This is a genomic window from Rhizobium sp. L51/94, from assembly GCF_019355555.1.
In the GTDB taxonomy this organism is placed as follows: domain Bacteria; phylum Pseudomonadota; class Alphaproteobacteria; order Rhizobiales; family Rhizobiaceae; genus Rhizobium; species Rhizobium rhododendri.
In genome coordinates this window covers 2,526,660-2,552,890 of record NZ_CP072141.1, presented here as the reverse complement: position 1 = coordinate 2,552,890, position 26,231 = coordinate 2,526,660, and the positions used below count along the sequence as shown (strand labels likewise).

Sequence of the window (26,231 nt, the reverse complement as noted above, 5' to 3'; positions counted from 1 at the left end):
TTCTGCCAGAATCCGGATCAGTCGAGCGTGCAGCGCCATTCGATTCGCTCTGGCCTGCAACCGCTCGCGGGGATTACTCTCACTTTAAGATTTGAACACGCTTATGGATGACAGCAACGATCTCTTTTCCGCAGTCTCGACGATCGCCGCAGCCCCGGAAGTCGCCAAGAAGGCAGATGCCCCGAAGAAGCCGGAAGTCGCAGCCGCTCCTCGCCCGGCGCCGCCGACGCAATCTTCTTCGGACGGCTACGACGCCTCGGCCATCCGCGTGCTCGAAGGCCTCGAACCCGTGCGCATGCGCCCCGGCATGTATATCGGCGGTACCGACGAAAAGGCGCTTCACCATCTGTTTGCCGAAGTCATCGACAATTCGATGGACGAAGCCGTCGCCGGCCATGCGAATTTTATCGAGGTCCATCTCGACGTCGAAGGCTACCTGACCGTCAGCGACAATGGCCGCGGCATTCCGGTGGAAAACCATCCGCAGGTGCCGGGCAAGTCGACACTCGAAGTGATCATGACCAAGCTGCATGCGGGCGGCAAGTTCGATGGCAAGGCCTACGAGACCTCAGGCGGTCTGCACGGGGTCGGCGTCTCCGTGGTCAATGCGCTTTCGGACGACATGGAAGTCGAAGTTGCCCGCAACAAGAAGCTCTATCGCCAGCGCTTTTCACGCGGCATTCCGCAGGGCGGTCTCGAGGAACTCGGCGATATCCACAATCGTCGCGGCACGCGCGTGCGCTTCCATCCCGATCCGCAGATCTTTGGCGATCACGCCAAGTTCGATCCGGCCCGTGTTTTCCGCATGGCCCGCTCCAAAGCCTATCTTTTCGGCGGCGTCGAGATCCGCTGGAGCTGCGATGCCGGCATGCTGCCGGAAGGCTCCGATATTCCCGACAAGGCAGTCTTCCATTTTCCGGGCGGCCTGAAAGACTATCTGCAGGCGACAATGGGCAAGGAGTTCACCGTCACCCGCGAGATCTTTGCAGGCAAGTCGGAGAAGGCCAGCGGCCACGGCTCTCTGGAATGGGCGATCAGCTGGTACGGCGGCGATCCGCAGGTCCATTCCTATTGCAACACCATTCCGACCGCCGAAGGCGGAACCCATGAGGCAGGCCTGCGCATTGCGCTGCTGAAGGGTTTGAAGAACTACGCCGAGCTGACGCAGAACAAGCGCGCCGCCGCGATCACCACCGACGACGTGATGATTTCAGCCGTCGGCATGCTGTCGGTGTTCATCCGCGAGCCGGAATTCGTCGGCCAGACCAAGGATAGACTGGCCAGCGCCGAAGCCCAGCGCATCGTCGAAAATGCCCTGCGCGACCCCTTCGACCACTATCTCGCCGACAATCCGGCGGAATCCGAAAAGCTGCTCGACTGGGTGATCGAACGTGCCGAGGAACGCCTGCGTCGTCGCAAGGAAAAAGAGGTCAATCGCAAGACCGCGGTCCGCAAGCTGCGGTTGCCGGGAAAGCTGTCCGACTGCTCGCAGAATACGGCCGCCGGTGCCGAACTCTTCATCGTCGAAGGCGATTCGGCTGGCGGTTCAGCGAAGCAGGCTCGCAACCGATCCAATCAGGCGATCCTGCCATTGCGCGGCAAGATCCTCAATGTCGGCAGTGCCACCCGCGAAAAGCTGTCGGCCAACCAGCAGATTTCCGACCTGATCCAGGCCCTCGGCTGCGCAACGCGCGCCAAATACCGGGACGAGGATCTGCGCTACGAACGCATCATCATCATGACCGATGCCGACGTCGATGGCGCCCACATTGCGTCGCTGCTGATCACCTTCTTCTACCAAGAAATGCCGGACCTGATCCGGGGTGGCCATCTGTTCCTCGCGGTGCCGCCGCTCTACCGGCTGACCCAGGGTGCAAAAACCCTTTATGCCCGGGACGATGCGCACCGTGCCGAGATCATGAACACGGTGTTCAAGGGCAAGAAGGTCGAAATCGGGCGCTTCAAGGGCCTTGGCGAAATGATGCCGGCACAGCTCAAGGAAACGACGATGGACCCTGCGCGGCGGACGCTGCTGAAGGTCGCAATCGACGATGTCGATTTCGAGGGGACCCGGGATGCGGTGGATGCCTTGATGGGCACCAAGCCAGACGCCCGCTTCCGCTTTATTCAGGAGCGCGCAGCCTTTGCGGAAAATCTCGATATCTAGGGTCGATATCGGGGAGCGACGCGAGGTAGACTTTTTCTCCTCCACAACCACTTGCGGTCGCATCGCTGTCACGGCGGCGTAATATAGGCCATTGCGGGCCTTACCCTTGAATCAGCCTGGTTCATGCCCCATAACCAATTGAACTGAAATGAAGACAGAAGTCCGGGTGGGTATGTTCGAACGTCAAAAGCCGGGGGAACCGAGCTGGCTGGGACCAGCGACACAGGCACGGATGGCGCTGATCCCGTCGATCTCCGCCGCGCGCTGGTTGCTGCTGCTTATCGCGCTGGCCGCTATCTACTTCTTTTACGGCTTCATCGTTCCGGTGCTGGCAGCGCTGGTCATCGGCTTTGCGACCTGGCCGATCTATCGCGACATCCTGCGCCGCACCGGCAATCGGCGCACCATCGCCGCCTCCATCGCCATCATTCTGATCATTGCCTTCCTTGTGCTTCCGATCGTCTTTGCGGTGATCTACACCTCCGGCGAGGTGAAGGAGTGGTTCACTTGGGCGCTGCACGTCAATCGCTTCGGCGCTCCGACGCCGCTGTGGATCATGGACCTGCCGATCGCCGGGCCGTGGCTCAATGAGCAATGGACGCATTATGTCGGCGTTCCCGGTGCCATCGGCGAAATGGCGCAGGTCGTCAGCGGCGCCAACATCGGCAACATCTACCGCGCGGTCCTTGCGGCAGGCGGTGGCGCATTCCACGTGATCCTGACGCTGCTGTTCATGATGATCGCGCTGTTTTTCGTCTATCGTGACGGCATCGGTTTCGTGCGGCAGCTGGATCTGATCGGCGAGCGCATCTTCCCCAATCGCTGGGCGCGGATCTCACGGGTCGTGCCGATCACCATCAGTTCGACGGTCATGGGCATGACAGTCATCGCCATCGGTGAAGGCATCGTCCTCGGCGTCGCCTACTGGATCGCTGGCGTCCCCTCGCCCGTGACGCTCGGCGTGCTCACCGGTGTGATGGCGCTCATTCCCGGCGGCGCGCCCCTGTCATTCACGCTGGTCTCACTCTATCTGCTCGGCAGCGGTGCCCAGGTCGCCGGCGTCGCGCTGCTCGTCTGGGGCACGGTCGAGCTTTTCATCGTCGACAAGACGCTGCGACCGAGACTGGTCGGCGGCCCCATCAAGCTGCCGTTCCTGCCGACGTTTTTCGGCCTCGTCGGCGGCGTCAAGACGATGGGCTTTCTCGGGCTGTTTATCGGTCCGGTGCTGATGGCGATCATCGTTGCGATCTGGCGCGAATGGATCCGCGAAGTCGAGCTTGCAGAGGACGAGCAGGAATACAACGACGCCGAACAGCCGCTGCGCATTCACCGCGACGTTCCGAAGGCCGATCTGGATGCCAGCGCTGTCCGCTAGTCGTAACCGGTCATTTCGAGATAACCGCGGCCCTTTTGCGTTCCCTGGAAGCTGATCGGCCCTTCCCAGTATGGAAAGCGCGTTGCCATCCAGGCCTGCGCATTCAGCGGGCTGGTCGTCACACTGAAATTGCGGGCCGGGATATCCAGGCGCCATTCGGTCGGCACGGTGTGGCCTGAGACGTTCGTTGTCTTGAGCGGCGTCATGGTCAGGGCGCCTTTGGGTAACGGCGTCGGCTTGCCATCGGCGGCAATCCAGGTGGCCGAGGTGAAACCCGCGCCGCTGTCGCGCAGCCGGAAACCCATCAGCTTTTCACCGTTTTCGAGATGCAGCGAAAACCAGTCCCAGCCCTTCTGGTCGGCCGAAAGCGGCTGCGACGACCACTCCCGATCGAGCCACGCATCCCCGGTCACGGCGACATCGCCACCCGGCAGTTTCAGCGTGCCCTTTGCCGCGTAGAACGGCTGCGAATAGTATTCGCTTGCCTGACCGCCGGCCGATTTCACCGAATAGCCGCCATCGCCCTGCGCCAAGATGGGACCTTTCGCGTCGAGAGTGAGATCGTAGCGAAAACTTGCACCGGTGGCAGTGAGATCGATGTGGGACAGCGCGTCGCCACCTGCCGGTTTATCCGGACGCGTCTTCATCTGCCAGTCGTCGATCCACGCCGCAAAAGGCGTCGCCGTGACCCCGGCAGCGCCTGAACCATCGCGCGAAAACTTTTCGGCGACGAAATGCTGCGTCGGCGTGGTCACGGCGGCGTTGCCCATCCAGATCTGCGGACTGGACCAGTTCGCCTTCGCGCCGGGCGACAGCGCCGAGCGGAACAGCGTCCACTGCACGCCGTAGTCCTTTCCATCCGCCCCCCTGAGATCGGCGGTCAGGTACCACCACTCGATGCGGTAGTCCGGATGCGGGCCATGGTCTGCCGGAAAGCTGAAGGGCACACCTGGTTTGGGGACGGCGAAGCCATCGGCACTGGTGCCGAGACCGGCGAACCCCTGGGCGTTGACCATCCCGCCTTGAAAACCGACGGCGAGTGCGATGCAAAACAGCAATGCTCTAACGCTCATTGGCGAAAACCTTCAGCAGATCGGACGGCGAAACCGTCGCCAGTCGGCGGAGGGGGATGAGCGCCGCCAGCAACGCTGCAACCAGCGCAAAGACAGCCAGCCGCAGCCAGTCCGAGGGAAACAGGTGCATCGGCAGGCGCCAGCCGAATGCCTCGACGTTGACGATCGCAAGTAACACCCAGGCAAGACCGATACCGACCGGCAGCGCCGCAAGGAGGGTAAGTGCCGCCAGCACCATGGTGCGCGCCACTTCGAGCGCCACTAGATGGCGACGGGTCAGCCCCATAGCCCAGACCGGCGCGATCAGCGACAAGCGCATGCCTGACAGGGTCATGAGACTGGCAAACATCGCGAGACCGGCGACACCGAGCGTCAACACATTGAGGGCGCCGGTGACGGCAAATGTCTTTTCGAAGATCTCCAGCGACTTGGCTTTGATGCTCGCCTGGTCGACGACGTTCTGCGACGGCAGGTGAAACTGTGCCTCCAAGGCTTCGACAAGCGCCGGGGTCTTGGCCGGGTCGAGACGCAGCCCGTAACGGAGCCGAGACACGTTCGGATAGTGGGTCGTCAGCGCATCGATACCGACAATGGCTTGACCGATCGGATTGCCATAGTCGGAATAGACGCCGACGATGGTGGTCTTCCAGTTGCCCGGCAGGACCAGGGGGTCGCCGACCCTGAGTTTCTCGCGGCGCGACATCTGCTCGTTGATCAGCGCGGCATTTCCTGCAGCGATCCGGTCCCAGACGCCGGGGACGGCCTGCAGCATCGGCCAGTTGTCCCGGTATATACGGTCGTTGGCGACGCCGAAGACCTGCGCCGGGCGACCGGCGACGGTACCTTCGACATTCCAGATCGGCAGCACGGCATCGACGCGGGGGGCGAGCCATGTGCGCAAGGCCGATGCCTCGCCCTCGTTGCGGGCGGTGACGTAGAGTTCGGCTGCCAGCCGCTGATCGAGCCAGCCGATGAAGGTCAGGCGAAAACTCGCGACCATCGTGCCGACGCCGACATTCGCTGACAGGGCCAGCAGCAGCGCCATCAGCGCCAGGGAAAGTCCGGGCAGTTGCTGGCGGGTATCGGCCCAGAACCATTGCGTCAGGGGACCGCGTGCCAGGCGCTGCATGACCGACAGCATCAAGGTCATGACCACGGGCAAAAGCAGCGCCGAGCCGAGCAGCAGGCCGGCCAAAACCGCAAACCCGGCCACCAGACCGGAGCCCCAGAACGCCAGCGTCAGACCGACCGCGAAAAAACCGAGCGCCAGACCCGACTGGACCCGGAGGGCTGCCTCCGACGCCCTCGCCCAGGCGCGCGGCTGCGCGGGCGCCAGCAATGGCAGTCTCCAGACCTGCCAGAGGCTCTGTGCCGACGACACGAGGGTGCCGAGGACGGCAATGGCCATACCCGTAGCCCACCACTCCGGCCGCAACGTCAGCGTGCCCGGCACTGCGGCACCATAGAGCCCCTGTAATGTGGCAGCCACATCCGGCAAAAGGGCGGATGCAACGAAATAACCGAGCACCACCCCGCCAAGCCCGGCAACCAGGGCGAGGATGAGCAATTCCGCCAGCAACAGTCCGATCAAGGCCCGGGCGGACAGGCCCAGAGACCGGAGCGTCCGGAATGTCTGGCGACGCTGCTCGAAGGCAAGACCGATAGCCGAGTAGACGATGAACAGCCCGACGGCGAAGGCCAGCAGTCCGAAGGCGGTCAGGTTGAGATGGAAGCTGTCGGTCAGCCGGACGAGGTCGCCCTGCGGGTCCGGCGCGTGAATGACGAGACCTGGTGCTATCGACGCCAGCGGTGCGAGCCCGGCCGGCTGGTGGGGGTCGAGGATCAGTCGGCTGACCTGTCCGTGTTTGTCCAGAAGGGATTGGGCGATGCCGATGTCGGCAAGCGCCGTTCCGGGCGGCAGGCCATCGGCCTTCTCCAGCGGCGGCGTCAGCTGGCCGGCCAATTGCGTGGCAGTGGCCGGCGAGACATACATGCGGCCCGGTGGCGTGATGAAGCTCAGGATATCATTACCTGCGCTGACGTTCACCTGTTGCGCCTCTGCGGGAAGGCTGACCGGATCGAGGCCTATGACGTATATCCTGACGGTACCGAACCGGAGGTCGCCCTCGATGACGGGAGAGACCAGCCAGCCGGCACGCCGGAGAGCGACGAAATCGGACTGCGGTATCAGTTCGCCATCGGCGGAGACGATCTGCTGCAACCGGTCCTGGCCGAGCATGGCTGCCGCTCGGTCATAGCTGGCACGGGCTTCGGCGTTGATCGCCTGCACGCCTGACCACAAGGCCGTGGCCAGGGAGAGGCCGAGCAGCAGCATGGCCAGTTGCATCGGTCGGCGGCGCCAGTGGGACAGAAGCGCGGAGAGGCTGACTGCCAGCATCAGGTGATCCGCCCCGAGCGCAGATGGATGCGTGCATCGAGGCGTTCGGCGAGGCGCAGCGAATGCGTGACCATCAGCAACGCGGCGCCCGTCTCGGCCACCAGCGACAGCATCAGGTCAAGCACCGCGTCGCCCGTCGCTTCATCCAGATTACCGGTAGGCTCGTCGGCCAGCACCAGCTTTGGTCGTGCCGCCAGCGTGCGACCTATGGCAACACGCTGCTGCTGGCCGCCGGAGAGTTGCTCCGGGTAACGTTTCAGCAAGCCCGCCAGCCCCAGCCTCTCCGTCAGCTCTTTCTGCCAGCCGGTGTCGTGCCGTCCGGCAAGACGGGCGTGGAAGGCAAGATTGGCTTCGACGTCGAGCGAGGGAATGAGATTGAACTGCTGGAACACGAGACCGACCACGGTGCGGCGCAGCGCGGCGCGGCCGACATCGCGCAGATGCGTGACATCCGTGCCGGCGATGGCGATGCTGCCGGCATCGATGCTGTCGAGACCGGCTGCGAGATGCAGCAAAGTGCTCTTGCCGCTGCCCGATTCGCCCGTGAGTGCCAGGCTGCGGCCAGCGTCCAGACCGAGATCTATGGAATGCAACACTTCCAGTGGTCCCTCGACCGTCTGGTAGGACTTGCTCACACCTTGCATTGCGAGAACCATTGTATTCCTTATAAGGTCCACGGAGCGGCTGACCTCCTGCTTCGCGGTGGCCTAGGTCCATAGGACTGACTAATTTGACCCCGTATATTCAGTATAGGCGATTCGATGGCGATCCTGTTCAAGACCGCGTTAAGTGAAGACAAGGCGTTGGAGAAAGTCGAAGCCACGATCCTGGACGGCAGTGGCCGGGATGGCTACCTGAACGTCATGACCGAGGATATGGAGCGGGCAGCAGCTTCGGAAAGAGGACGGCATACCGGCGAATTCCGCGACCAAGTGGACGTTGCGCTTGCGGAAGCCAAACAAACCGCTCCTTTCTGGCTCGTGTATCGCCGGACCGAGAGCGACCCGGTAACAGCCAACGAGATCCGCAATGCCGCCATCCGCCTGACGCGGGGCTACAGCGGCACGGTCGTCATCGCCCTCAGCCTGCTCGGTCACAATCATGACGATGGCGATCTTGAGCTGGTCTTCATCTGTTTCCGCGAGGATTTCCACCGGCGTAATTTCCGCGTCCGTTACGAAAACAAATACGTCCCCGACTGACTTCCGGATCTGAACGCTTCCACACGCTTTGTGCATGAAGCTTTGATTGGCCCATAATTTGTCGCTGGTGCTGCTTCAGAACCAACCCGTCCAGGCCTGACCTTGACAGGCGGAGGCAGGCCGATAAAGCCAGACCCTGCTATTTGGGAGGCTTCTCGTGAAAACACTCGTATCGCTGTCTGCATTCGTCGGCAGGACCTTTGCCCTCTGGGTCATCCTGTTTGCGGTCCTTGGATTTCTGTTTCCAAACACGTTCAAGCTGATTGCGCCCTACATCGTCATCCTGCTCGGCATCATCATGTTCGGCATGGGCCTGACGCTTTCGCTCGATGATTTCCAGGCGCTCGTCAGGCGTCCGCTGGAGGTCGCAATCGGTGTCCTCGCGCATTTCATCATCATGCCGGCACTTGCAGTTCTGCTGACACGCATCATCCCGATGCCGCCGGAGGTCGCGGCAGGCGTGATCCTCGTCGGCTGCTGCCCGGGCGGTACGTCCAGCAATGTCATGACCTATCTTGCGAAAGGCGATGTCGCCCTCAGCGTCGCCTGCACAAGCGTGACGACGCTGGCCGCACCGATCGTCACGCCGTTCCTGGTCTGGATGTTTGCCAGCCAATACCTGCCGGTCGATCCCGTCGCGATGTTTCTTAGCATCGTCCAGGTCATATTGCTGCCGCTGGCATTGGGGCTCCTGTTCCAGAAGTTTGTCCCGTCGCTCGTACGGGCGGCCATTCCGGTGCTGCCGCTGGTCAGCGTCATCGGCATCGTCCTGATTGTCAGTGCCGTCGTTGGCGCCAGCAAGGGCGCAATCGCGCAGTCAGGGCTGCTGATCTTTGCGGTCGTCGTCCTCCACAACGGCCTGGGCTATCTTTTCGGCTTCTTCGCCGCCAAGGCCTTCGGACTTTCGCTGCCGAAACGCAAGGCACTGGCCATCGAGGTTGGCATGCAGAACAGCGGACTGGGTGCAGCACTTGCCAATGCTTATTTTTCGCCGATCGCCGCAGTTCCGAGCGCGATCTTCAGCGTGTGGCACAATATTTCCGGAGCATTGATTGCCAATTACTTCTCACGGCAAACAGAACAGGAAAAATCAGATATCTCTCCGGCTTCCTGAAGCAATTTAGGAAAATTTTTATATTTCCAAACTCTATAAGGTTAATAAATCCTACCAAAAATGGGCTGCGCTGGAAGTATAGGCTCGGTTCTTCATGACCCGTGAGATGCTATGATACCCCGCCGCGAGAGGGCGGTTACCATTTTTGTAGGGGTTCATCATGGGTTATAAAGCTGCACTTGGCATATCGATCGCACTTCTGCTTTCGGTTCAGGCAAGCACTGCATTCGCGTTCGGCGCTTTCGCCGTCAACGACAGCAAGGGTACATCGGCGAGCGACGTCGGCTATGGCACGGGCTGGGGCTCGACCCGCAAGGAAGCCGAGCGGGATGCGATGAAGTCCTGCAAGGAAGCCGGCAACGACAGCTGTGAAATTGCCGTCTGGTTCGAGACGTGCGGCGCCTATGTCGGCGACAAGGTCAACTACGGCATAGGCTACGGCGACACCAAGCGCGAAGCCGAAAAGAAGGCGCTGCAAGATTGCCCGAACTGCCGAGTGATCGTTTCGGACTGCCAGAACTAAGGCACCCAAGCTCGAAACGTTACTGAAGAGTGACGGCCTGCATTCGCGTCAGCCGTCACTCTCACTACTATCAATATGTCGAAGCACAGCACCATCGCCTGCATGTACTTTGCTCGAACGAGCTAAATAAGCGACGACGTATGTTCCCTTTTAAAATTCGCTGAACGCGCTATTTTATGGGCTTCCGCCACAGGAGGTCCTCGCATGCGCACGCTGCCTTACGCTTTCCTCGCCTTCCTTTTTTGCCTGGGTCTTACGCCTGCTTCGGCGGCGGATGCTGCGCTGGCGGCCCAGCAGGTCATCGAGAAGCAGATACAGGCCTTTCTTCACGACGATGCGGACGCGGCCTACTCTTTTGCAGCGCCGGGCATTGCCGCTAAATTTCCGGACAAGGACGCCTTCTTCGCCATGGTGAAGAAGAGCTATCAGCCGGTCTATCATCCCGGTAACTATGCCTTCGGTCGCAGCAAATCGGAAAGCGACGATGCCGTTCTCTACCAGGAAGTGCTGATTACCGGCCGCGACGGTCAGGACTGGTCGGCGATCTACCAACTGGCTCGTCAGCCTGACGGCGGCTACAAGATCAACGGCGTGCAGATCGTGCCGAACACGACGAGCAAGGGTATCTGATCGTCAGATCCGCTCGAGGTCGCCCTTGGCCCAGTTCTCCTGCGTTTCCGCCATGAAATCGGCAAAGCGGCCCTCCTCGATCGACTGGCGGATACCCTGCATCAGTTCCTGGTAGTAGGCGAGATTGTGCCATGACAACAGCATGCCGCCCAGCGCTTCGCCGGTGCGCGTCAGGTGGTGCAGGTAGGCGCGGGAATAGTCGCGCGATGCCGGGCAATTCGATTGTTCGTCGAGCGGGCGCATATCTTCCGCATGGCGTGCGTTGCGCAGGTTCACCTTACCCCGCCGGGTAAAGGCGAGGCCGTGGCGGCCGGAGCGGGTCGGCATGACGCAGTCGAACATGTCGATGCCGCGTGCCACCGACTTCAGGATATCGTCAGGCGTACCGACACCCATCAGATAGCGTGGCCGGTCCGTCGGCAACACCGGCAAGGTCGTCTCCAGCATCTTCAGCATGACGTCCTGCGGCTCGCCGACGGCGAGGCCGCCGATGGCATAACCCTTGAGGTCCAGCTGGGTCAGCCCTTGCGCCGAGCGGATGCGAAGATCGGGAATGTCACCGCCCTGGACGATGCCGAACATCGCCTTGCCGGGCTGTTCGCCGAACGCCACCCTGCAGCGTTCCGCCCAGCGCAGCGACATTTCCATGGCGCGCTGGATCTCTTTCGGCTCGCACGGCAGCGCCACGCACTCATCGAGCTGCATCTGGATGTCGCTGTCCAGCAGGCCCTGGATCTCGATCGAGCGCTCCGGCGACATGTAATGCGTACTGCCGTCGACGTGGGACTTGAAGGTGACCCCCTGCTCGTCGAGCTTGCGCAGCCCCGACAGCGACATCACCTGGAAGCCGCCGGAATCGGTAAGGATTGGATAAGGCCAGCGGATCAATTCGTGCAGGCCGCCAAGGCGGGCGACGCGCTCCGCGCCCGGACGCAGCATCAGGTGGTAGGTGTTGCCGAGGATGATATCGGCGCCGCTGTCGCGCACTTGGTCGAGATACATCGCCTTGACCGTGCCGACGGTGCCGACCGGCATGAAGGCCGGTGTGCGTATCGAACCGCGTGGCATCGATACTTCACCGAGACGGGCGCCCGCATCGGTCTTCTTCAACTGGAACTGAAAGGTCTGGCTCATCTAGTCTTTCCGGAACAGGAGGCTGGCATCGCCATAGGAATAGAAACGGTAGCCGGTGCCGATAGCATGGGCGTAGGCCGCGTGCATCGTCTCGAAGCCGGCAAAAGCGGAGACCAGCATGAACAGCGTCGAGCGCGGCAGGTGAAAATTGGTCATTAGGATATCGACCGACTTGAAGCGGTAGCCGGGGGTGATGAAAATGCCCGTCGGCCCGGACCACGGATCGATGATGCCATCGTCTGTAGCCGCGCTCTCGATCAGCCGCAGCGATGTCGTACCGACGCAGACGATCCGCCCACCCCGCGCCTTGACCGCATTCAGCGCTTCAGCCGTTGCGGCGCTGACATGGCCGATCTCCTGATGCATCTTGTGGTCTTCGGTATCGTCGACCTTGACCGGCAGGAACGTTCCGGCGCCGACGTGCAGCGTCACGAAATGCCGCTCGACGCCCATCCGGTCCAGGGCATCGAACAGCTCCGGGGTAAAATGCAGCCCGGCCGTGGGTGCCGCAACGGCGCCTTTTTCCCGGGCATAGATCGTCTGGTAGTCGGTACTGTCGCGCTCGTCCTCGTGACGCTTGGCGGCGATATAGGGAGGCAGCGGGATGTGGCCGACGGCAGCTATCGCTGCATCCAGCTCCGGACCGGAGAGATCGAAATGCAGGGTGATTTCCCCGCCCTCGCCTTTCTCGCCGACAGTTGCCTCAAGGGCGATCTCGGCGGTTTCGCTGCCGAACTGGATGCGGTCGCTGGTCTTGATGCGCTTTCCCGGCTTGGCAAAAGCCTTCCAGCTGCCGGGCGACATCCGCATGTGAAGCGTGGCTGAAACCTGCTGGCTGGTCGCACCGTCGCGATGGCGAATGCCTTCGAGCTGGGCCGGGATGACGCGGGTGTCATTGAACACCACGGCGTCGCCAGGGCGCAGGAACGATGGCAGGTCACGAACGAGATGGTCGGACAATTCGGGTGTTGCGTGGGGATCGACAATCAGCAGCCGGGCGCTGTCGCGCGGCTCGGCGGGACGCAGCGCAATACGCTCATCCGGGAGGTCGAAATCGAATAGGTCTACGCGCATGGGCAATTCCAGACAAAGTGAAACCCGCCCCCGCGCCGGGAGCGCGAAGGGCGGGCTTCAGGAGTAATCACGATCAGACGTCGGCGGCAACCCGCATGGTGACGATCGAATCCGGATCCTTGACGGGCTCGCCCTTCTTGATCTTGTCGACGTTATCCATGCCTTCGATGACCTGGCCCCAGACCGAGTACTGCTTGTTGAGCCATGGTGAATCGGCCAGGCAGATAAAGAACTGCGAATTGGCCGAGTTCGGAGCCTGCGAGCGGGCCATGGAGCAGATGCCCCGGGTGTGGTTGGTCGCAGAGAATTCAGCCTTCAGGTCTGGCTTGGACGAACCGCCCATGCCCGCGCGGGCCGGGTTGAACTCTGCGCCGCCGGTCTTGCCGAACTTGACGTCGCCGGTCTGGGCCATGAAGTCGTTGATGACGCGGTGGAAGACCACGCCGTCATAGGCCTTTTCGCGAGCCAGCTCCTTGATGCGCGCAACGTGCTCTGGTGCCACTTCCGGCAGCAGCTGGATGACGACGTTGCCTTTGGTGGTTTCCAGGATGATGGTGTTTTCCGGATCTTTTATCTCAGCCATTGTGTTTTCCTCTTTTGAACTTCTTACTTCTTGCCCAGGGTGACCTTGATCATCCGGTCAGGGTCGGTAACGGAACCGCTGTCGTCCTCGCCCTTCTTGATCTTGTCGACGAATTCCATGCCGGACACGACCTTGCCGACGACCGTGTACTGGCCGTTAAGGAAAGGTCCGTCCTTGAACATGATAAAGAACTGCGAGTTTGCCGAATTCGGATCCTGCGAGCGGGCCATGCCGACCGTGCCGCGCACGAAAGGCGTCTTGGAGAACTCGGCCTTGATATCGGGCATGTCGGAGCCGCCCATGCCGGCCTGCTGGGCATTGTAACCCTTGGCCATGTTGCCGAACTTGACGTCGCCCGTCTGGGCCATGAAGCCGTCGATGACGCGGTGGAAAGCGACGTTGTCATAGGCACCCTTGGCGACCAGCGCCTTGATCTGGGCGACATGCTTCGGGGCGATTTCCGGCATCAGCTGGATGACGACCGGGCCGTCCTTCAGCTGGATCGTGATGTCGTTGTCGTCGGCAGCAGAAGCAGCGCCTGTCAGGGATGCCAGGCACATAAGTCCGGCGAAAGCGATGTGGATGAACTTCATGGAATGCTCCGTTGGGAAAATCGTTGGGGCCTAGCGTTTCGCCTTGGCCTTCAGGGCGACAAGAACCGGTGCGGGCACAAACGCGCTGACATCGCCGCCCATGGCTGCAATCTGGCGAACCAATGTGGCCGTTATCGGCCGGAAGGCGGTGCCGGCCGGCAGAAAGATGGTCTGCAGCTCGGGCGCCATCTGGCGGTTCATGCCGGCCATCTGCATTTCGTAATCGAGATCGGTGCCATCGCGCAGGCCGCGCACCAGCAGTGACGCACCATGACTGCGGGCGGCGTCGATCACCAGATTGTCGAACGAGACCACCGAAATGGCGTCAGTCTTGCCGGGAAGAGCGGCGGCCAGCGACTGCCGGACCAGTTCGGCGCGCTCCTCGAAGGAGAACATCGGTGTCTTTCCCGGGTGCACCCCGATCGCGACGATAACAGTCGACGCGACGTTCAACGCCTGGGCGAGAACGTCGAGATGTCCGTTTGTCATCGGATCGAAGGATCCGGGATAGAAAGCTATCGTCATTCTCTACCGGCCGGTTGTTTCGCTGGCCTTTTGTCATGGATGGGGCGCTATCGCAAGTCATTTGCGGCACGGCAACCGGCGGCTGAATGGAAGATGAATGCGGCGTTCAAGGCCGTTTCAGGCAGGCCGTGATTAAAAGGGCCATACCGTCGAAAGCAACGAGGACGGTGAGTTCAACGCTCCGTTTCGAGGCTGACGATCATGCTGATCCTTCTCGCTACCGCCACCATCATCGGCTCGCTGATCGTCGAGATGCTCGTTCGCCGGTTCAACTCGACCTACGAAATCGAATGGCCGACGGCCACTCCAGTCCCCGAAAATGCACTCGCTTTGGACGTCGTGGCGACACTTCGGCGGGCGGCCGCAAACATGAACGGTAAATGAACGACCTATTCAAAGTTGCTTCAGCGAACCTTCGTTAAATAGTTGTCAACATCCGGCGGAACCAATTTCCAAAGGACACGTTATCAGATCGGAACACAGACATGAACACAGTAACACGAAGGAAAAAAGCCATGCCGGACAAAGTCATCCTCATCAACGTCGTCTGGATGACAGTCATTACCGGCATGCTGGCTTTCACAGTTGCTCTCTACGGTCAGAAGACCGATCAGTCTCCTGTCTATGGTCCATATGCATCGGCTCACTCCTACGTGGCGAGCCAATATTAAGGATCTGATCGCACGGAGTTGCGAAGAAGGAAGAAACCCATGTTCACGATTTTGACATTGCTCACTGCCGTTATCAGCGTCATGTTCGTCGTGTCCGTGGCGTCAACCGTTTCGGCACTGCGTCGCGAAAGCGAAGAGATGAAGCAGATCACCAAGCAGCACAAGGCGTTTTGAACGTCCGCTGCGGTAGATTTCTCACACGCTCTCAATACCATTAATTATCAAATAATGAAGCTGAACGATCCTTCCATCGTTCGGCTTCATTGTTTTATTCCCTTCCTCAACAAAAAACCGGGCGCAAAAACTGCGCCCGGTTTTTGGTATGGCTGGCATATTTTATAAGCTGCTATTCCGGACTGCGTTCATCCGTCGAACCGGCTGGCGGCGTCTCGCTGTCTGCAGCTTCCACATCGAGGGGAGCCACTGTGCCATCTTCGGCGATGTCGACGATTTCCTCGTCGTCCTCCGGCTCGTTTATCCGCTCGACCGACACGACCTTCTCGTTCTTGGCGGTGGAGAAAATCGTCACGCCCTTGGTAGCGCGGCTGGCGAAGCGGATACCGCCGACGGGCACTCGGATGAGCTGGCCACCGTCAGAGACAAGCATGATCTGATCGCCGTCATCGACAGGGAAGGCCGCAACAAGTTCGCCGATCTCGCCGGTCTTAGACGTGTCGGTCGCACGGATGCCCTTGCCGCCTCGGCCGGATATACGGAAATCGTAAGAAGATGAGCGTTTTCCGAAGCCCTTTTCCGAAACCGTCAGCACGAACTGTTCGCGCGCCTTCAGTTCCTCGTAGCGCTCGTCGCTCAACTGGCCTTCCTCCACGACTTCCTCGCCGACAAGTGCGATATCTTCGGCTTCGCCCGTTGTCAGGCGCCGCTCATTGGCGGCCCGCTTCAGATAGGCAGCCCGCTCCCACGGCTCGGCGTCGACATGGCTGACGATCGTCATCGAGATGATGCGGTCGCCTTCGGCCATGGTGATGCCGCGCACGCCGATAGAGTTGCGGCCTGCAAAGACGCGGACGTCGGATACGGAGAAGCGTATGCACTGGCCAAGCGCCGTGGTCATCAGAACGTCCTGATGTTCCGAGCAGGTCTCGACGGACAGGATTTCATCGCCGTCCTCGTCCAGCTTCATGGCGATCTTGCCATTGCGGTTCACCTGGATGAAGTCCGACAATTTGTTGCGTCGAACGGTGCCCCGCGTTGTCGAGAACATGACGTCCAGATTTTCCCAGCTCGCCTCGTCCTCGGGCAGCGGCATGATCGTTGTGATGCGTTCGCCCTTTTCGAGCGGCAGCATGTTGATCAGCGCCTTGCCGCGAGACTGTGGCGTGCCGATGGGGAGACGCCAGACCTTTTCCTTGTAGACGATGCCGCGCGAGGAGAAGAACAGCACCGGCGTGTGGGTGTTGGCAACGAAAAGCCGGTTGACGAAATCCTCGTCGCGGGTCGCCATGCCGGAGCGGCCCTTGCCGCCGCGACGCTGGGCGCGATAGGTGGTCAGGGGCACGCGCTTGATGTAGCCGAGATGCGAAACAGTGACGACCATGTCCTCGCGGGAAATGAGATCCTCGTCATCCATCTCGAGGCCGCCATCGATGATCTCGGTGCGGCGCGGCGTGCCGAATTCATCGCGCACCGACGTCAGTTCATCCTTGACGATGGTCTGGACGCGAACGCGGGAAGACAGGATGTCGAGGTAATCCTTGATCTCGTCGCCGATCTTGTTCAGTTCGTCGCCGATTTCATCGCGGCCGAGGGCTGTCAGGCGGGCAAGGCGCAATTCGAGAATGGCGCGGGACTGCTCTTCCGACAGATTGTAGGTCAGGTCTTCATTGATGCGGTGGCGCGGATCGTCGATCAGCCGGATCAGGCTTTCGACATCCGATGCAGGCCAGCGGCGCGTCATCAGCTCTTCGCGGGCAGACTGCGGATCCGGCGCCTGGCGGATAACGCGGATGACTTCGTCGATGTTGGCAACCGCAATAGCGAGGCCGACCAATACGTGGGCGCGGTCGCGGGCCTTGCGCAGAAGATACTTAGTACGCCGGCTAACGACTTCCTCGCGGAACGAAACAAAGGCGCGCAGCATGTCGAGCAGCGTCATCTGTTCCGGCTTGCCGCCGTTCAGCGCCACCATGTTGCAGCCGAAGGACGTCTGCAGTGGCGTATAGCGATAGAGCTGGTTGAGGATGACCTCGGCATTGGCGTCGCGCTTAAGCTCGACGACGACGCGGTAGCCCTGGCGGTCGGATTCGTCGCGCAGGTCGGAGATGCCCTCGATGCGCTTTTCGCGCACCAGTTCGGCCATCTTCTCGATCATCGTCGACTTGTTCACCTGGAAGGGAATTTCGGTGATGATGATTTGTTCGCGATCGCCGCGCATCGGCTCGATGGCTGCGACGCCGCGCATGATGACCGAACCGCGACCGGTCTCATAAGCCGAGCGGATGCCGGCACGACCGAGGATCTTGGCTCCGGTCGGGAAATCGGGGCCCGGAATGATCTGCATCAGATCGGCGAGCTCGATGGCCGGATCGTCGATCAGCGCGATGCAAGCGTTGATCACTTCGATCAGGTTGTGCGGCGGAATATTCGTGGCCATGCCAACGGCAATACCGCCGGCGCCGTTGACCAGCAGGTTCGGGAACTTCGCGGGCACCACGACCGGCTCGCTGAGCGTTCCATCATAGTTCTCGCGAAAATCGACCGTATCCTTGTCGAGGTCGTCGAGCAGCGCGTGGGCGGCCTTCTGCAGCCGGCACTCTGTGTAGCGTTCGGCTGCCGGCGGATCGCCATCGACTGAACCGAAATTGCCCTGGCCGTCGATGAGCGGCAACCGAAGCGACCAGTCCTGCGCCATGCGGGCCAGCGCATCGTAAATGGCCGAATTGCCGTGCGGGTGGAATTTACCCATCACGTCCCCGGTCACGCGGGCGCATTTGACGTATTTCTTGTTCCAGTCGATCCCGAGTTCGGACATGCCGAAAAGGATGCGTCGATGAACAGGCTTGAGACCGTCCCTGACATCCGGAAGGGCGCGGCTGACGATAACGCTCATGGCGTAGTCGAGATAGGACCGCTGCATTTCCTCGATGATGGAAATTGGCTCGATACCAGGCGGGAGCTTCCCGCCACCGGGTGTGGATTGCTCAGTCAAAACAGATCACGATCTCTTTAAGAATCACTGTGGAATTTATAGCGGAAAGCGGACAAAGGCGCTAATTTCGCCAACGGTTTTGAACAGGCTTTTAGCCTCTGGAACGTTTCAATAGCACATTTTTGCGACATGTGGGAAAAGCTCGTCGCTGCGAACGCTTTGCCAAACGGCGATCAGCGCTTAAGGGTCAGTTTCATAAGTGAAGTTGACGATCCGGGGGAAATTATGGCGAGCGTAGACAGTCTCATCAATGCCTTCACCACATTGATGGTGACCATCGACCCACCCGGGCTGGCACCGCTGTTCCTGGCGCTGACGACAGGCATGAACCGCAGCCAGCGGACGCAGGTCGCGTTGCGCGGTTCGCTGATTGCCTTTGGTATCCTCGCCGCCTTCGCGCTGTTCGGCTCAAGCGTGCTTGGCGTACTCGGCATATCGATCGGTGCATTCAGGATTGCTGGCGGGCTCCTGCTATTCTGGATCGCCTTCGAGATGGTCTTCGAGAAACGCCAGGACCGCAAGGAAAAGACCGCCGAGGTGGCAATCACCCGGGATCATATCCATAACATCTCGGTTTTCCCGCTGGCATTGCCGCTGATCGCGGGACCTGGCGCAATCTCCGCGACGATCCTGCTTTCTGGCTCGCTGCAGAGCTCCGTCGACCGCTCGCAGTTGATCGTCGTGATCGCGGCCTGCCTGGTGCTGACATTTGCAGCCCTGCTGATTGCCGAGCGTCTCGACCGCTTCCTCGGCATGACGGGACGTGCGATCCTTACGCGCCTCCTCGGCGTTATCCTGGCAGCGCTTGCCACACAGTTCGTCGTCGATGGCATCCGATCGGCCTTTGCGATCTGACCGGGTGTGCGCGGGTTAGGTGCGCGCCTTCAATATGTATTTCCAGATCGTGCCGCCGAAAAATCGATTGGCAATGACGAAATAGGCGATGACCAGCGCGAACAGCAGCATTGCCGGCCAGCCGTTCAGCTGGAAACCATCTTCAGTCATGCCGCCCGTCAGCAGCGCCACGAGGTAACCCAGGCCGAAAAAAGCGGTGATCAGGTCGAGGATAAGCGCCACCACGCGTCTCCATGTCGACGGATTTCTTGGCACGAGTGCGTCTGACATTGCTGAAGTCCCTGTTATTCCGGCCGCAAAACGAAAGATGCACCCCGCAGGGTGCATCGGATAGTCCAATCTCAGAACGGAATGTCGTCATCGAGTTCGCGCGAGAAGTTTCCGCCGCCGCTATTGCCGGCGTTACCGGCATTGCCGCGACCGGATGACGACGATGGCGAGGACTGGTTGTAGTCGTCGCCGTAGCCCGAACCGCCGCCGCCGAAATCATTGCCGCCACCGCCGCTGCGCTGCATGACGCGACCACCGCCTTCGCCGGCTCCGTCACCGCGACCGTCGAGCATGGTCAAAGTCGAGTTGAAGCCCTGAAGGACGATTTCGGTCGAGTATTTCTCGATGCCGGCCTGGTCCGTCCACTTGCGGGTCTGCAGGGCGCCCTCGATGTAAACCTTGGCACCCTTCTTCAGATACTGCTCGGCAACCTTGCACAGACCCTCGTTGAAGATCACCACGCGGTGCCACTCGGTCTTTTCCTTGCGCTCGCCGGACGACTTGTCCCGCCAAGTTTCGGAAGTTGCAATATTCAGATTGGCGATCGGGCGACCATCCTGGGTCCGGCGGATTTCCGGATCAGCCCCGAGGTTCCCGATCAGAATTACCTTGTTTACGCTACCCGCCATACCGATCACCCTGCTCGCCGCGCCCACCGGCGGCCCTGGAACATAATTGCACGCACCTTAAACCATCGGCCCCGCCCGGTGCGATCTAAGCGGCGGTCATCCACAAGGAATTTTGTTCTTTCTTTGTTCTAGTCAGCGGCTATGATTTTGTCAACCGAATCGAAAAGCGGGCGGAGAGTCGCATTTCAACCTCGACTCGCCGGCCTTCATCACTAGATAAGGGCTGAACAGGGATTTAGCGGAAAACGATGAGCGAACTGAAGACCATCTCCATCCGGGGTGCGCGCGAGCACAATCTCAAGGGTATCGACATCGATCTGCCGCGCAACAAGCTGATCGTCATGACCGGCCTGTCGGGCTCGGGAAAGTCGTCGCTTGCCTTCGATACAATCTATGCGGAAGGCCAGCGCCGCTATGTCGAGAGCCTGTCGGCCTATGCGCGCCAGTTCCTCGAGATGATGCAGAAGCCCGATGTCGATCTGATCGAGGGCCTGTCCCCGGCGATCTCCATCGAGCAGAAGACGACGTCGCGCAACCCGCGCTCGACGGTCGGCACCGTTACGGAAATCTACGACTACATGCGCCTGCTGTTTGCGCGGGTAGGCGTGCCCTACTCGCCGGCGACGGGCCTGCCGATCGAGAGCCAGACCGTCAGCCAGATGGTCGACCGTGTGCTCGCCTTCGGCGACGGCACCCGCCTTTATATTTTGGCGCCGATGGTGCGCGGGCGTAAGGGCGAATACAAGAAAGAGCTTGCCGAGCTCATGAAAAAGGGCTTCCAGCGCGTCAAGATCGACGGACAGTTCTACGAAATCGCCGATGCGCCTGCCCTCGACAAGAAGTACAAGCACGACATCGACGTGGTCGTCGATCGCATTGTCGTGCGCGCTGATGTCGCGGCGCGTCTGGCTGACAGCTTTGAGACGTCTCTGCGGCTGGCGGACGGACTGGCTGTTGCGGAGTTTGCCGATAGGCCATTGCCGCCCGAGGAAACCTCTGCCGGCGGTTCCGCCAACAAGTCGCTGAACGAGACCCACGAACGGGTGCTGTTTTCAGAGAAGTTTGCCTGCCCGGTGTCCGGCTTTACCATTCCAGAGATTGAACCCCGCCTGTTCTCGTTCAACAATCCAGCCGGCGCCTGCCCCTCCTGCGACGGTCTCGGCTCCCTGCAGAAGATCGATCCCGAGATGATCGTCCCCGAGCACGAGCGCACCCTTCGCGACGGCGCGATTGCCCCGTGGGCCAAATCGACGTCTCCCTATTACAACCAGACGCTGGAAGCGCTCGGCAAGCATTACGGCTTCAAGCTCTCGAGCCGCTGGAGCGACCTGCCTGCGAAGGCCAAGGAAGTGATCCTGCACGGCACGGAAGACAAGATCGAGTTCCAGTACGCCGATGGTGCGCGTGCCTACACGACCCACAAGAATTTCGAAGGCATCGTGCCCAATCTCGAGCGCCGCTGGAAGGAAACCGACAGCGCCTGGGCCCGCGAAGAGATCGAGCGCTACATGTCGGCGGCTCCCTGCCCCGTCTGCGCCGGCTACCGACTGAAACCGGAAGCGCTGGCGGTGAAGATCGCCACGCTGCATATCGGCCAGGTCTCGGAAATGTCGATCCGCAACGCCCGCGACTGGTTCGAGACGCTGCCGGCGATATTCACTTCCAAGCAGAACGAAATCGCCGTCCGTATCCTCAAGGAAATCCGCGATCGGCTGCGGTTTCTCAACGATGTCGGGCTTGAATATCTGAGCCTTTCGCGCAATTCAGGAACGCTCTCGGGCGGCGAGAGCCAGCGCATCCGACTCGCCTCCCAGATCGGCTCCGGCCTTACGGGCGTGCTCTACGTCCTCGACGAGCCTTCCATCGGCCTCCACCAGCGCGACAATGCGCGCCTGCTGGAGACACTGAAGCATCTGCGTGACATCGGCAACACGGTCATCGTCGTCGAGCATGACGAGGATGCGATCATGCAGGCAGACGATGTCGTCGATATCGGCCCGGCAGCCGGCATCCATGGCGGCGAGGTCATTGCGCATGGCACGCCGCAGCAGATCATGGCAAACCCGAATTCGCTCACAGGCCGCTACCTGTCCGGCCATCTCGGCGTGCCCGTGCCTTCGGAGCGACGCAAGCCGAAGAAGGGCAAGGAAATCAAGATTTTCGGCGCCCGCGGCAACAATCTGAAGAACGTCACCGCCGCGATCCCGCTCGGCGTGTTCACCGCCGTCAGCGGCGTCTCGGGCGGCGGCAAGTCCACCTTCCTGATCGAGACGCTCTACAAGTCGGCAGCCCGCCGCGTCATGGGCGCCCGCGAAACGCCGGCCGAGCATGACCGCATCGATGGCTTCGAGCATATCGACAAGGTTATCGACATCGACCAGTCGCCGATTGGCCGGACGCCACGATCCAACCCGGCCACCTATACCGGCGCCTTCACGCCGATCCGCGACTGGTTTTCCGGATTGCCGGAAGCCAAGGCGCGCGGCTACCAGCCGGGCCGGTTCTCGTTCAACGTCAAGGGCGGACGCTGCGAGGCCTGCCAGGGCGATGGCGTCATCAAGATCGAGATGCACTTCCTGCCCGACGTCTACGTCACCTGCGATGTCTGCCACGGCAAGCGCTATAACCGCGAGACGCTCGACGTCACCTTCAAGAGCAAGTCGATTGCCGACGTGCTCGACATGACTGTCGAGGAAGGTGTCGATTTCTTTGCTGCGGTGCCTGCGGTGCGTGACAAGCTACAATCGCTGAAGGACGTCGGTCTCGGCTATATCAAGGTCGGACAGCAGGCCAACACGCTCTCCGGCGGCGAGGCGCAGCGCGTCAAGCTTGCCAAGGAGCTGTCGAAACGCTCGACCGGGCGCACGCTCTACATCCTCGACGAGCCGACGACGGGGCTTCATTTCCACGACGTCGCCAAACTGCTGGAGATGCTGCACGAATTGGTGAACCAAGGCAATTCGGTTGTCGTCATCGAGCACAATCTCGAGGTCATCAAGACCGCCGACTGGGTGCTCGACTTCGGCCCCGAAGGTGGCGACGGCGGCGGTGAGATCGTGGCAGTTGGCACGCCTGAGACAATCGTCAAGGAGAAGCGGTCCTATACCGGACACTTCCTCAAGGAATTGCTGGAGCGGCGGCCCGTCAAGAAGGTCGTGGCTGCGGCAGAGTGATCTCCCGGCGAACGGACACTCGAAGCGCCGGATACCGGCATCATAAATGAACGGGGAAAGCATATGACAGCGTCAGGCACCATTCGGACCGGCATTGGCGGCTGGACGTTCGAGCCCTGGCGCGGGACGTTCTTCCCCGACGATCTCAAGCAGAAAGACGAGTTGCGCTACGCCAGCAGCAAGCTGAAGGTGATCGAGGTCAACGGGACCTACTATGCGACGCAGAAGCCGGCGACCTTTGCAAAATGGGCCTCCGAGGTGCCGGATGGCTTCATCTTCAGCCTGAAGGCGACGCGCTACGTCACCAATCGCAAGATACTGGTGGAAGCCGGGGAATCGATGGAGCGGTTTCTGAAGTCCGGCATCAGCGAGCTCGGCGACCGACTGGGCCCTCTGCTCTGGCAGTTCGCACCAACGAAGAAATTCGATGCGGATGACTTCGAAGGATTCCTGAAGCTCCTGCCACAGAAGCAGGACGGATTGCCGCTGCGGCATGTGGTCGAGGTACGCCACGATTCGTTCAAGGTGCCGGAGTTCGTCGCGCTGCTGGAGAAATACCAGGTGGCCCCGGTTTGTGCCGACCATCACGACTATCCGATGATCGCCGATGTGACCGCCGATTTCGTCTACGGCCGCCTGCAGAAGGGCTCCGATGAAATCAAGACCTGCTATCCGCCGAAGGAACTGAAAGAGTGGGCGGAGCGCCTTCAGACCTGGGCCGAAGGCAAGGTGCCCGCCGACCTGCCGTTGATCGATGCTGCACGTAAGGTGAAGGTCCAGCCGCGGGATGTTTTCGCCTTCATGATCCACGATGGAAAAGTCAACGCACCGCAGGGCGCCATTGCCCTGCAGGGCGTGCTTGCCAAATCCTAGCACCGGTCAGAGCGGCCTGACGTGGCCCATCAGGTCTTCGGCCGTCAGGCCCTTGCCGGCCCGGTTTCCCGCTTCGCCGTGCAGCCAGACACCGGCGGCCGCGGCCTCGAAGGCCGGCATGCCCTGCGCCAGAAGTCCGCCAATGATCCCCGCCAGCACATCGCCGGAACCGGCAGTTGCCAACCATGGCGGCGCATTGCAGTTGATCAGTGCCCGCCCGTCTGGCGCGGCGATCACCGTGTCGGCGCCTTTGTAGACGATTGCCGCGTGCGAGCGCATTGCGGCTGCGATTGCCTTCTCGATCTTGCCGAGAGCTTCATCCTTGGCGATATCGGGGAAAAGACGGCCGAACTCGCCTTCGTGCGGCGTCAGAACCAGATGCGTCGGCCCCGTCGCAAAAGCATCGAAGAGCGCAGATGGATCGTCCTTGAAGGAGGTGATGCCGTCCGCATCGAGCACGAGATGTCGATCCACCAGCGCCGCCACGAACTGCCGTGCCTTTTCGCCCGTGCCAAAACCCGGGCCGAGAACGAAGGTCGATAGCCGCGCATCGTCGAGCCACTCCTCAAGAGCGGCTCTGTCATCGATTTCGCGCAGCATGATCGCCGTCAGCGCCCCGGCATTGACTTTGAGCGCGGCTTTGGAAGAGGCGATCGTGACCAGCCCTGCCCCAGCCTTCAGACCCGCCATGGCCGACATGCGGGCCGCACCCGTCGCCGTCTCGCTGCCGGAAAAGACCACCAGATGCCCGCGTTTGTACTTATGGGTCTCCACTAACGCTACAGGCATGGCCGACCGCCACTGTTCCGGTGTGTTCTCGGCGATCAGCGCATTGGCGTTTTCCCGGACGATGCGGGCTGGAATGCCGATGTCGACGATCTCTAGCGTGCCGCACAGCTCCCTGCCCGGCATCAGCAGATGCCCGGGTTTGCGCGTCATGAAGCTTACCGTATGGGAAGCGCGAAAGGCGGCGCCCAGCACTCGGCCGGTAGCGCCGTTGACGCCCGACGGCAAATCGACGGCGATAACCGGGATGGAAGCGGCACGTGTTCGTTCGATCACGGCTGCGACGGCGTCAGGCACATCCCGCGCGAGGCCGGCACCGAAAATCGCATCGATGACGAGGTCGCCGGCCCGGGGCAGATAGGAACCGAGTGGCGAGCCGGCAACCGGACAGGCGGAAAAGGCGCGCGCCGCATCGCCCTTCAGCACGGCTGCATCTCCGAGGTGATATACGTCGACCTCGGCACCGCATTCGTGCAACGCCAAAGCGGCCACGTAGCCATCTCCGCCATTGTTGCCGGGGCCGCACAGGACCGCGTATCGCAGCGTCTCCGGATAGTCCCGCAAGGCCGCAGCCGCCACCGCCCGGCCGGCTTTCTGCATCAGTCCGAAAGAGTCAATTCCTGAAGCCGCAGCGGCCTTGTCGACCGCCGCCATCGATTGGGGTGTCAGGAGGAGTTCAGCTAGGGTGTGTGTCATGGACGATAATGATCGCAACGACGCCTGAAAAACAATCAAAAAATCCCGCGTGCCGCCGACTTAAATTTGAGCAAAAGCACGCTTTTTAATCAGTCGAATTCAGGGCGTGTAGGCCGTTCCAACCGCTGCGGTCCGCCCTCCATTCCGGATATCGTCCGAAACGTGTCTGCGCATATTCAATTCGGGGCACGATATGTCAAACAACCCTGTATCAGCCTCAAAATTGCTCAAAACTGCAACATTTACCGAAACATCTCTGGATAATCTGGCATGATACGTGCATCAACAAGGGCGAGCGGGCAATGTCCGCTCTAACGGGAGAAGCGGAGAGACATTTTCTCATGAAAAAGATCGAAGCGATCATAAAGCCATTCAAGCTGGACGAAGTGAAGGAAGCCCTTCAGGAAGTCGGCTTGCAGGGTATCACTGTCACGGAAGCCAAGGGCTTCGGTCGCCAGAAAGGTCACACGGAACTCTACCGTGGTGCCGAATATGTCGTCGATTTCCTTCCGAAAGTGAAGGTCGAAGTTGTGTTGGCAGACGAAAATGCCGAAGCGGTTATTGACGCGATCCGCAAGGCGGCGCAGACCGGACGAATTGGCGACGGAAAGATCTTCGTTTCCAATATCGAAGAGGTCATCCGAATCCGTACGGGAGAGACGGGTATAGATGCCATCTAAGCCCTCGCCGGTGGCCAGGGCAAAATCGTCATAAAAAA

General features: G+C 60.9%; 25 protein-coding genes. 13 read left to right on the top strand and 12 right to left on the bottom strand.

Annotated elements, in window-relative coordinates; genetic code table 11:
- Nucleotides 1-103 precede the first annotated feature (103 nt).
- Both parE and J5274_RS12560 read left to right on the top strand, forming a co-directional pair.
- The gene (gene parE / locus J5274_RS12565; protein WP_142822660.1) at nt 104-2,167 is read left to right on the top strand and encodes a DNA topoisomerase IV subunit B; all 2,064 of its coding nucleotides are present in this window, start codon (nt 104-106) and stop codon (nt 2,165-2,167) included.
- A gap of 166 nt (nt 2,168-2,333) precedes the next feature.
- The gene (locus J5274_RS12560) at nt 2,334-3,542 is read left to right on the top strand and encodes an AI-2E family transporter (RefSeq protein ID WP_202617119.1); all 1,209 of its coding nucleotides are present in this window, start codon (nt 2,334-2,336) and stop codon (nt 3,540-3,542) included.
- Here J5274_RS12560 and J5274_RS12555 read toward each other — a convergent pair.
- Genes J5274_RS12555 through J5274_RS12545 form a run of 3 tightly spaced genes read right to left on the bottom strand, consistent with a single transcriptional unit; the run spans nt 3,539 to nt 7,669 of the window.
- Nucleotides 3,539-4,615 (bottom strand): lipocalin-like domain-containing protein, encoded by a 1,077-nt coding sequence (locus J5274_RS12555; protein WP_142822659.1) that lies wholly within the window; start codon nt 4,613-4,615, stop codon nt 3,539-3,541. The two genes, J5274_RS12560 and J5274_RS12555, sit on opposite strands and share 4 nt — an antisense overlap.
- Nucleotides 4,605-7,013 carry an FtsX-like permease family protein gene (locus J5274_RS12550; protein ID WP_219274615.1) on the bottom strand — a complete coding sequence of 803 codons (2,409 nt, stop codon included), beginning with the start codon at nt 7,011-7,013 and terminating at the stop codon, nt 4,605-4,607. Before J5274_RS12550 ends, J5274_RS12555 begins: the two co-directional genes overlap by 11 nt.
- Nucleotides 7,013-7,669, bottom strand: coding sequence for an ABC transporter ATP-binding protein (locus J5274_RS12545; protein WP_142822657.1), 657 nt, complete (start codon nt 7,667-7,669; stop codon nt 7,013-7,015). Before J5274_RS12545 ends, J5274_RS12550 begins: the two co-directional genes overlap by 1 nt.
- A gap of 105 nt (nt 7,670-7,774) precedes the next feature.
- Here J5274_RS12545 and J5274_RS12540 point away from each other — a divergent pair, with 105 nt between their 5' ends.
- The 4 genes from J5274_RS12540 (at nt 7,775) to J5274_RS12525 (ending at nt 10,482) form a co-directional block, all read left to right on the top strand.
- Nucleotides 7,775-8,215 (top strand): hypothetical protein, encoded by a 441-nt coding sequence (locus tag J5274_RS12540; RefSeq protein ID WP_142822656.1) that lies wholly within the window; start codon nt 7,775-7,777, stop codon nt 8,213-8,215.
- Nucleotides 8,216-8,372: 157 nt separating this feature from the next.
- Complete coding sequence (locus J5274_RS12535; protein WP_142822655.1) at nt 8,373-9,329, top strand: bile acid:sodium symporter family protein; 957 nt, start codon at nt 8,373-8,375, stop codon at nt 9,327-9,329.
- A 160-nt stretch (nt 9,330-9,489) separates the two neighbouring features.
- On the top strand, nt 9,490-9,852 hold the full coding sequence (locus J5274_RS12530) for a DUF4189 domain-containing protein (protein WP_142822654.1): 363 nt from the start codon (nt 9,490-9,492) through the stop codon (nt 9,850-9,852).
- 204 nt (nt 9,853-10,056) lie between these two features.
- On the top strand, nt 10,057-10,482 hold the full coding sequence (locus J5274_RS12525) for a DUF4864 domain-containing protein (protein WP_142822653.1): 426 nt from the start codon (nt 10,057-10,059) through the stop codon (nt 10,480-10,482).
- Nucleotides 10,483-10,485: 3 nt separating this feature from the next.
- Here J5274_RS12525 and tgt read toward each other — a convergent pair whose 3' ends face one another.
- The 5 genes from tgt to coaD form a co-directional block, all read right to left on the bottom strand.
- Nucleotides 10,486-11,616 carry a tRNA guanosine(34) transglycosylase Tgt gene (gene tgt, locus J5274_RS12520; protein WP_142828847.1) on the bottom strand — a complete coding sequence of 377 codons (1,131 nt, stop codon included), beginning with the start codon at nt 11,614-11,616 and terminating at the stop codon, nt 10,486-10,488.
- The gene (gene queA / locus J5274_RS12515; RefSeq protein ID WP_142822651.1) at nt 11,617-12,690 is read right to left on the bottom strand and encodes a tRNA preQ1(34) S-adenosylmethionine ribosyltransferase-isomerase QueA; all 1,074 of its coding nucleotides are present in this window, start codon (nt 12,688-12,690) and stop codon (nt 11,617-11,619) included.
- Nucleotides 12,691-12,763: 73 nt separating this feature from the next.
- The gene (locus tag J5274_RS12510; RefSeq protein ID WP_142822650.1) at nt 12,764-13,273 is read right to left on the bottom strand and encodes a peptidylprolyl isomerase; all 510 of its coding nucleotides are present in this window, start codon (nt 13,271-13,273) and stop codon (nt 12,764-12,766) included.
- A 23-nt stretch (nt 13,274-13,296) separates the two neighbouring features.
- Nucleotides 13,297-13,866 (bottom strand): peptidylprolyl isomerase, encoded by a 570-nt coding sequence (locus J5274_RS12505; protein ID WP_142822649.1) that lies wholly within the window; start codon nt 13,864-13,866, stop codon nt 13,297-13,299.
- A 30-nt stretch (nt 13,867-13,896) separates the two neighbouring features.
- A complete protein-coding gene (coaD, locus tag J5274_RS12500; RefSeq protein ID WP_142822648.1) occupies nt 13,897-14,391 on the bottom strand; it encodes a pantetheine-phosphate adenylyltransferase in 495 nt (164 codons plus the stop codon).
- 201 nt (nt 14,392-14,592) lie between these two features.
- On the opposite strand from coaD, the gene J5274_RS12495 reads away from it, so the two are divergent.
- The 3 genes from J5274_RS12495 to J5274_RS28790 all read left to right on the top strand — a co-directional run bounded on the left by J5274_RS12495 (nt 14,593) and on the right by J5274_RS28790 (nt 15,236).
- Nucleotides 14,593-14,775, top strand: a complete 183-nt coding sequence (locus J5274_RS12495) for a hypothetical protein (RefSeq protein ID WP_142822647.1) — start codon at nt 14,593-14,595, stop codon at nt 14,773-14,775.
- A gap of 131 nt (nt 14,776-14,906) precedes the next feature.
- Nucleotides 14,907-15,062 (top strand): hypothetical protein, encoded by a 156-nt coding sequence (locus tag J5274_RS12490; RefSeq protein WP_162854755.1) that lies wholly within the window; start codon nt 14,907-14,909, stop codon nt 15,060-15,062.
- Between the two features lie 39 nt (nt 15,063-15,101).
- Nucleotides 15,102-15,236 (top strand): hypothetical protein, encoded by a 135-nt coding sequence (locus J5274_RS28790; protein ID WP_257623361.1) that lies wholly within the window; start codon nt 15,102-15,104, stop codon nt 15,234-15,236.
- A gap of 172 nt (nt 15,237-15,408) precedes the next feature.
- On the opposite strand, the gene gyrA is transcribed toward J5274_RS28790, so the two are convergent.
- A complete protein-coding gene (gyrA, locus tag J5274_RS12485; protein ID WP_224127673.1) occupies nt 15,409-18,231 on the bottom strand; it encodes a DNA gyrase subunit A in 2,823 nt (940 codons plus the stop codon).
- Between the two features lie 225 nt (nt 18,232-18,456).
- Here gyrA and J5274_RS12480 point away from each other — a divergent pair, with 225 nt between their 5' ends.
- A complete protein-coding gene (locus tag J5274_RS12480) occupies nt 18,457-19,086 on the top strand; it encodes a MarC family protein (RefSeq protein ID WP_142822645.1) in 630 nt (209 codons plus the stop codon).
- Nucleotides 19,087-19,101: 15 nt separating this feature from the next.
- Here the strand turns inward: J5274_RS12480 and J5274_RS12475 are convergent, their stop codons facing one another.
- On the bottom strand, nt 19,102-19,356 hold the full coding sequence (locus J5274_RS12475) for an RDD family protein (RefSeq protein ID WP_142822644.1): 255 nt from the start codon (nt 19,354-19,356) through the stop codon (nt 19,102-19,104).
- Between the two features lie 71 nt (nt 19,357-19,427).
- A complete protein-coding gene (locus tag J5274_RS12470) occupies nt 19,428-19,985 on the bottom strand; it encodes a single-stranded DNA-binding protein (protein WP_219274614.1) in 558 nt (185 codons plus the stop codon).
- A gap of 248 nt (nt 19,986-20,233) precedes the next feature.
- Here J5274_RS12470 and uvrA point away from each other — a divergent pair, with 248 nt between their 5' ends.
- Complete coding sequence (uvrA, locus tag J5274_RS12465; RefSeq protein ID WP_142822640.1) at nt 20,234-23,158, top strand: excinuclease ABC subunit UvrA; 2,925 nt, start codon at nt 20,234-20,236, stop codon at nt 23,156-23,158.
- A 63-nt stretch (nt 23,159-23,221) separates the two neighbouring features.
- Entirely contained in the window at nt 23,222-24,031 is an 810-nt protein-coding gene (locus J5274_RS12460) for a DUF72 domain-containing protein (RefSeq protein WP_142822638.1), read from the top strand.
- A gap of 6 nt (nt 24,032-24,037) precedes the next feature.
- Here the strand turns inward: J5274_RS12460 and J5274_RS12455 are convergent, their stop codons facing one another.
- Nucleotides 24,038-25,513, bottom strand: a complete 1,476-nt coding sequence (locus tag J5274_RS12455) for an NAD(P)H-hydrate dehydratase (protein WP_142822637.1) — start codon at nt 25,511-25,513, stop codon at nt 24,038-24,040.
- Nucleotides 25,514-25,854: 341 nt separating this feature from the next.
- Here J5274_RS12455 and J5274_RS12450 point away from each other — a divergent pair, with 341 nt between their 5' ends.
- On the top strand, nt 25,855-26,193 hold the full coding sequence (locus J5274_RS12450) for a P-II family nitrogen regulator (RefSeq protein WP_003579240.1): 339 nt from the start codon (nt 25,855-25,857) through the stop codon (nt 26,191-26,193).
- Nucleotides 26,194-26,231 lie beyond the last annotated feature (38 nt).

What these genes read in the sequence shown, in the direction of transcription:
- parE (WP_142822660.1), top strand. Translation starts at nt 104, where the DNA reads ATGGATGACAGCAACGATCTCTTTTCCGCAGTCTCGACGATCGCCGCA.
- J5274_RS12555 (WP_142822659.1), bottom strand. Translation starts at nt 4,615, where the DNA reads ATGAGCGTTAGAGCATTGCTGTTTTGCATCGCACTCGCCGTCGGTTTT.
- J5274_RS12550 (WP_219274615.1), bottom strand. Translation starts at nt 7,013, where the DNA reads ATGCTGGCAGTCAGCCTCTCCGCGCTTCTGTCCCACTGGCGCCGCCGA.
- J5274_RS12545 (WP_142822657.1), bottom strand. Translation starts at nt 7,669, where the DNA reads ATGGTTCTCGCAATGCAAGGTGTGAGCAAGTCCTACCAGACGGTCGAG.
- J5274_RS12540 (WP_142822656.1), top strand. Translation starts at nt 7,775, where the DNA reads ATGGCGATCCTGTTCAAGACCGCGTTAAGTGAAGACAAGGCGTTGGAG.
- J5274_RS12530 (WP_142822654.1), top strand. Translation starts at nt 9,490, where the DNA reads ATGGGTTATAAAGCTGCACTTGGCATATCGATCGCACTTCTGCTTTCG.
- J5274_RS12525 (WP_142822653.1), top strand. Translation starts at nt 10,057, where the DNA reads ATGCGCACGCTGCCTTACGCTTTCCTCGCCTTCCTTTTTTGCCTGGGT.
- tgt (WP_142828847.1), bottom strand. Translation starts at nt 11,616, where the DNA reads ATGAGCCAGACCTTTCAGTTCCAGTTGAAGAAGACCGATGCGGGCGCC.
- queA (WP_142822651.1), bottom strand. Translation starts at nt 12,690, where the DNA reads ATGCGCGTAGACCTATTCGATTTCGACCTCCCGGATGAGCGTATTGCG.
- J5274_RS12510 (WP_142822650.1), bottom strand. Translation starts at nt 13,273, where the DNA reads ATGGCTGAGATAAAAGATCCGGAAAACACCATCATCCTGGAAACCACC.
- J5274_RS12505 (WP_142822649.1), bottom strand. Translation starts at nt 13,866, where the DNA reads ATGAAGTTCATCCACATCGCTTTCGCCGGACTTATGTGCCTGGCATCC.
- coaD (WP_142822648.1), bottom strand. Translation starts at nt 14,391, where the DNA reads ATGACGATAGCTTTCTATCCCGGATCCTTCGATCCGATGACAAACGGA.
- J5274_RS12495 (WP_142822647.1), top strand. Translation starts at nt 14,593, where the DNA reads ATGCTGATCCTTCTCGCTACCGCCACCATCATCGGCTCGCTGATCGTC.
- J5274_RS12490 (WP_162854755.1), top strand. Translation starts at nt 14,907, where the DNA reads ATGCCGGACAAAGTCATCCTCATCAACGTCGTCTGGATGACAGTCATT.
- J5274_RS28790 (WP_257623361.1), top strand. Translation starts at nt 15,102, where the DNA reads ATGTTCACGATTTTGACATTGCTCACTGCCGTTATCAGCGTCATGTTC.
- J5274_RS12480 (WP_142822645.1), top strand. Translation starts at nt 18,457, where the DNA reads ATGGCGAGCGTAGACAGTCTCATCAATGCCTTCACCACATTGATGGTG.
- J5274_RS12475 (WP_142822644.1), bottom strand. Translation starts at nt 19,356, where the DNA reads ATGTCAGACGCACTCGTGCCAAGAAATCCGTCGACATGGAGACGCGTG.
- J5274_RS12470 (WP_219274614.1), bottom strand. Translation starts at nt 19,985, where the DNA reads ATGGCGGGTAGCGTAAACAAGGTAATTCTGATCGGGAACCTCGGGGCT.
- uvrA (WP_142822640.1), top strand. Translation starts at nt 20,234, where the DNA reads ATGAGCGAACTGAAGACCATCTCCATCCGGGGTGCGCGCGAGCACAAT.
- J5274_RS12460 (WP_142822638.1), top strand. Translation starts at nt 23,222, where the DNA reads ATGACAGCGTCAGGCACCATTCGGACCGGCATTGGCGGCTGGACGTTC.
- J5274_RS12455 (WP_142822637.1), bottom strand. Translation starts at nt 25,513, where the DNA reads ATGACACACACCCTAGCTGAACTCCTCCTGACACCCCAATCGATGGCG.
- J5274_RS12450 (WP_003579240.1), top strand. Translation starts at nt 25,855, where the DNA reads ATGAAAAAGATCGAAGCGATCATAAAGCCATTCAAGCTGGACGAAGTG.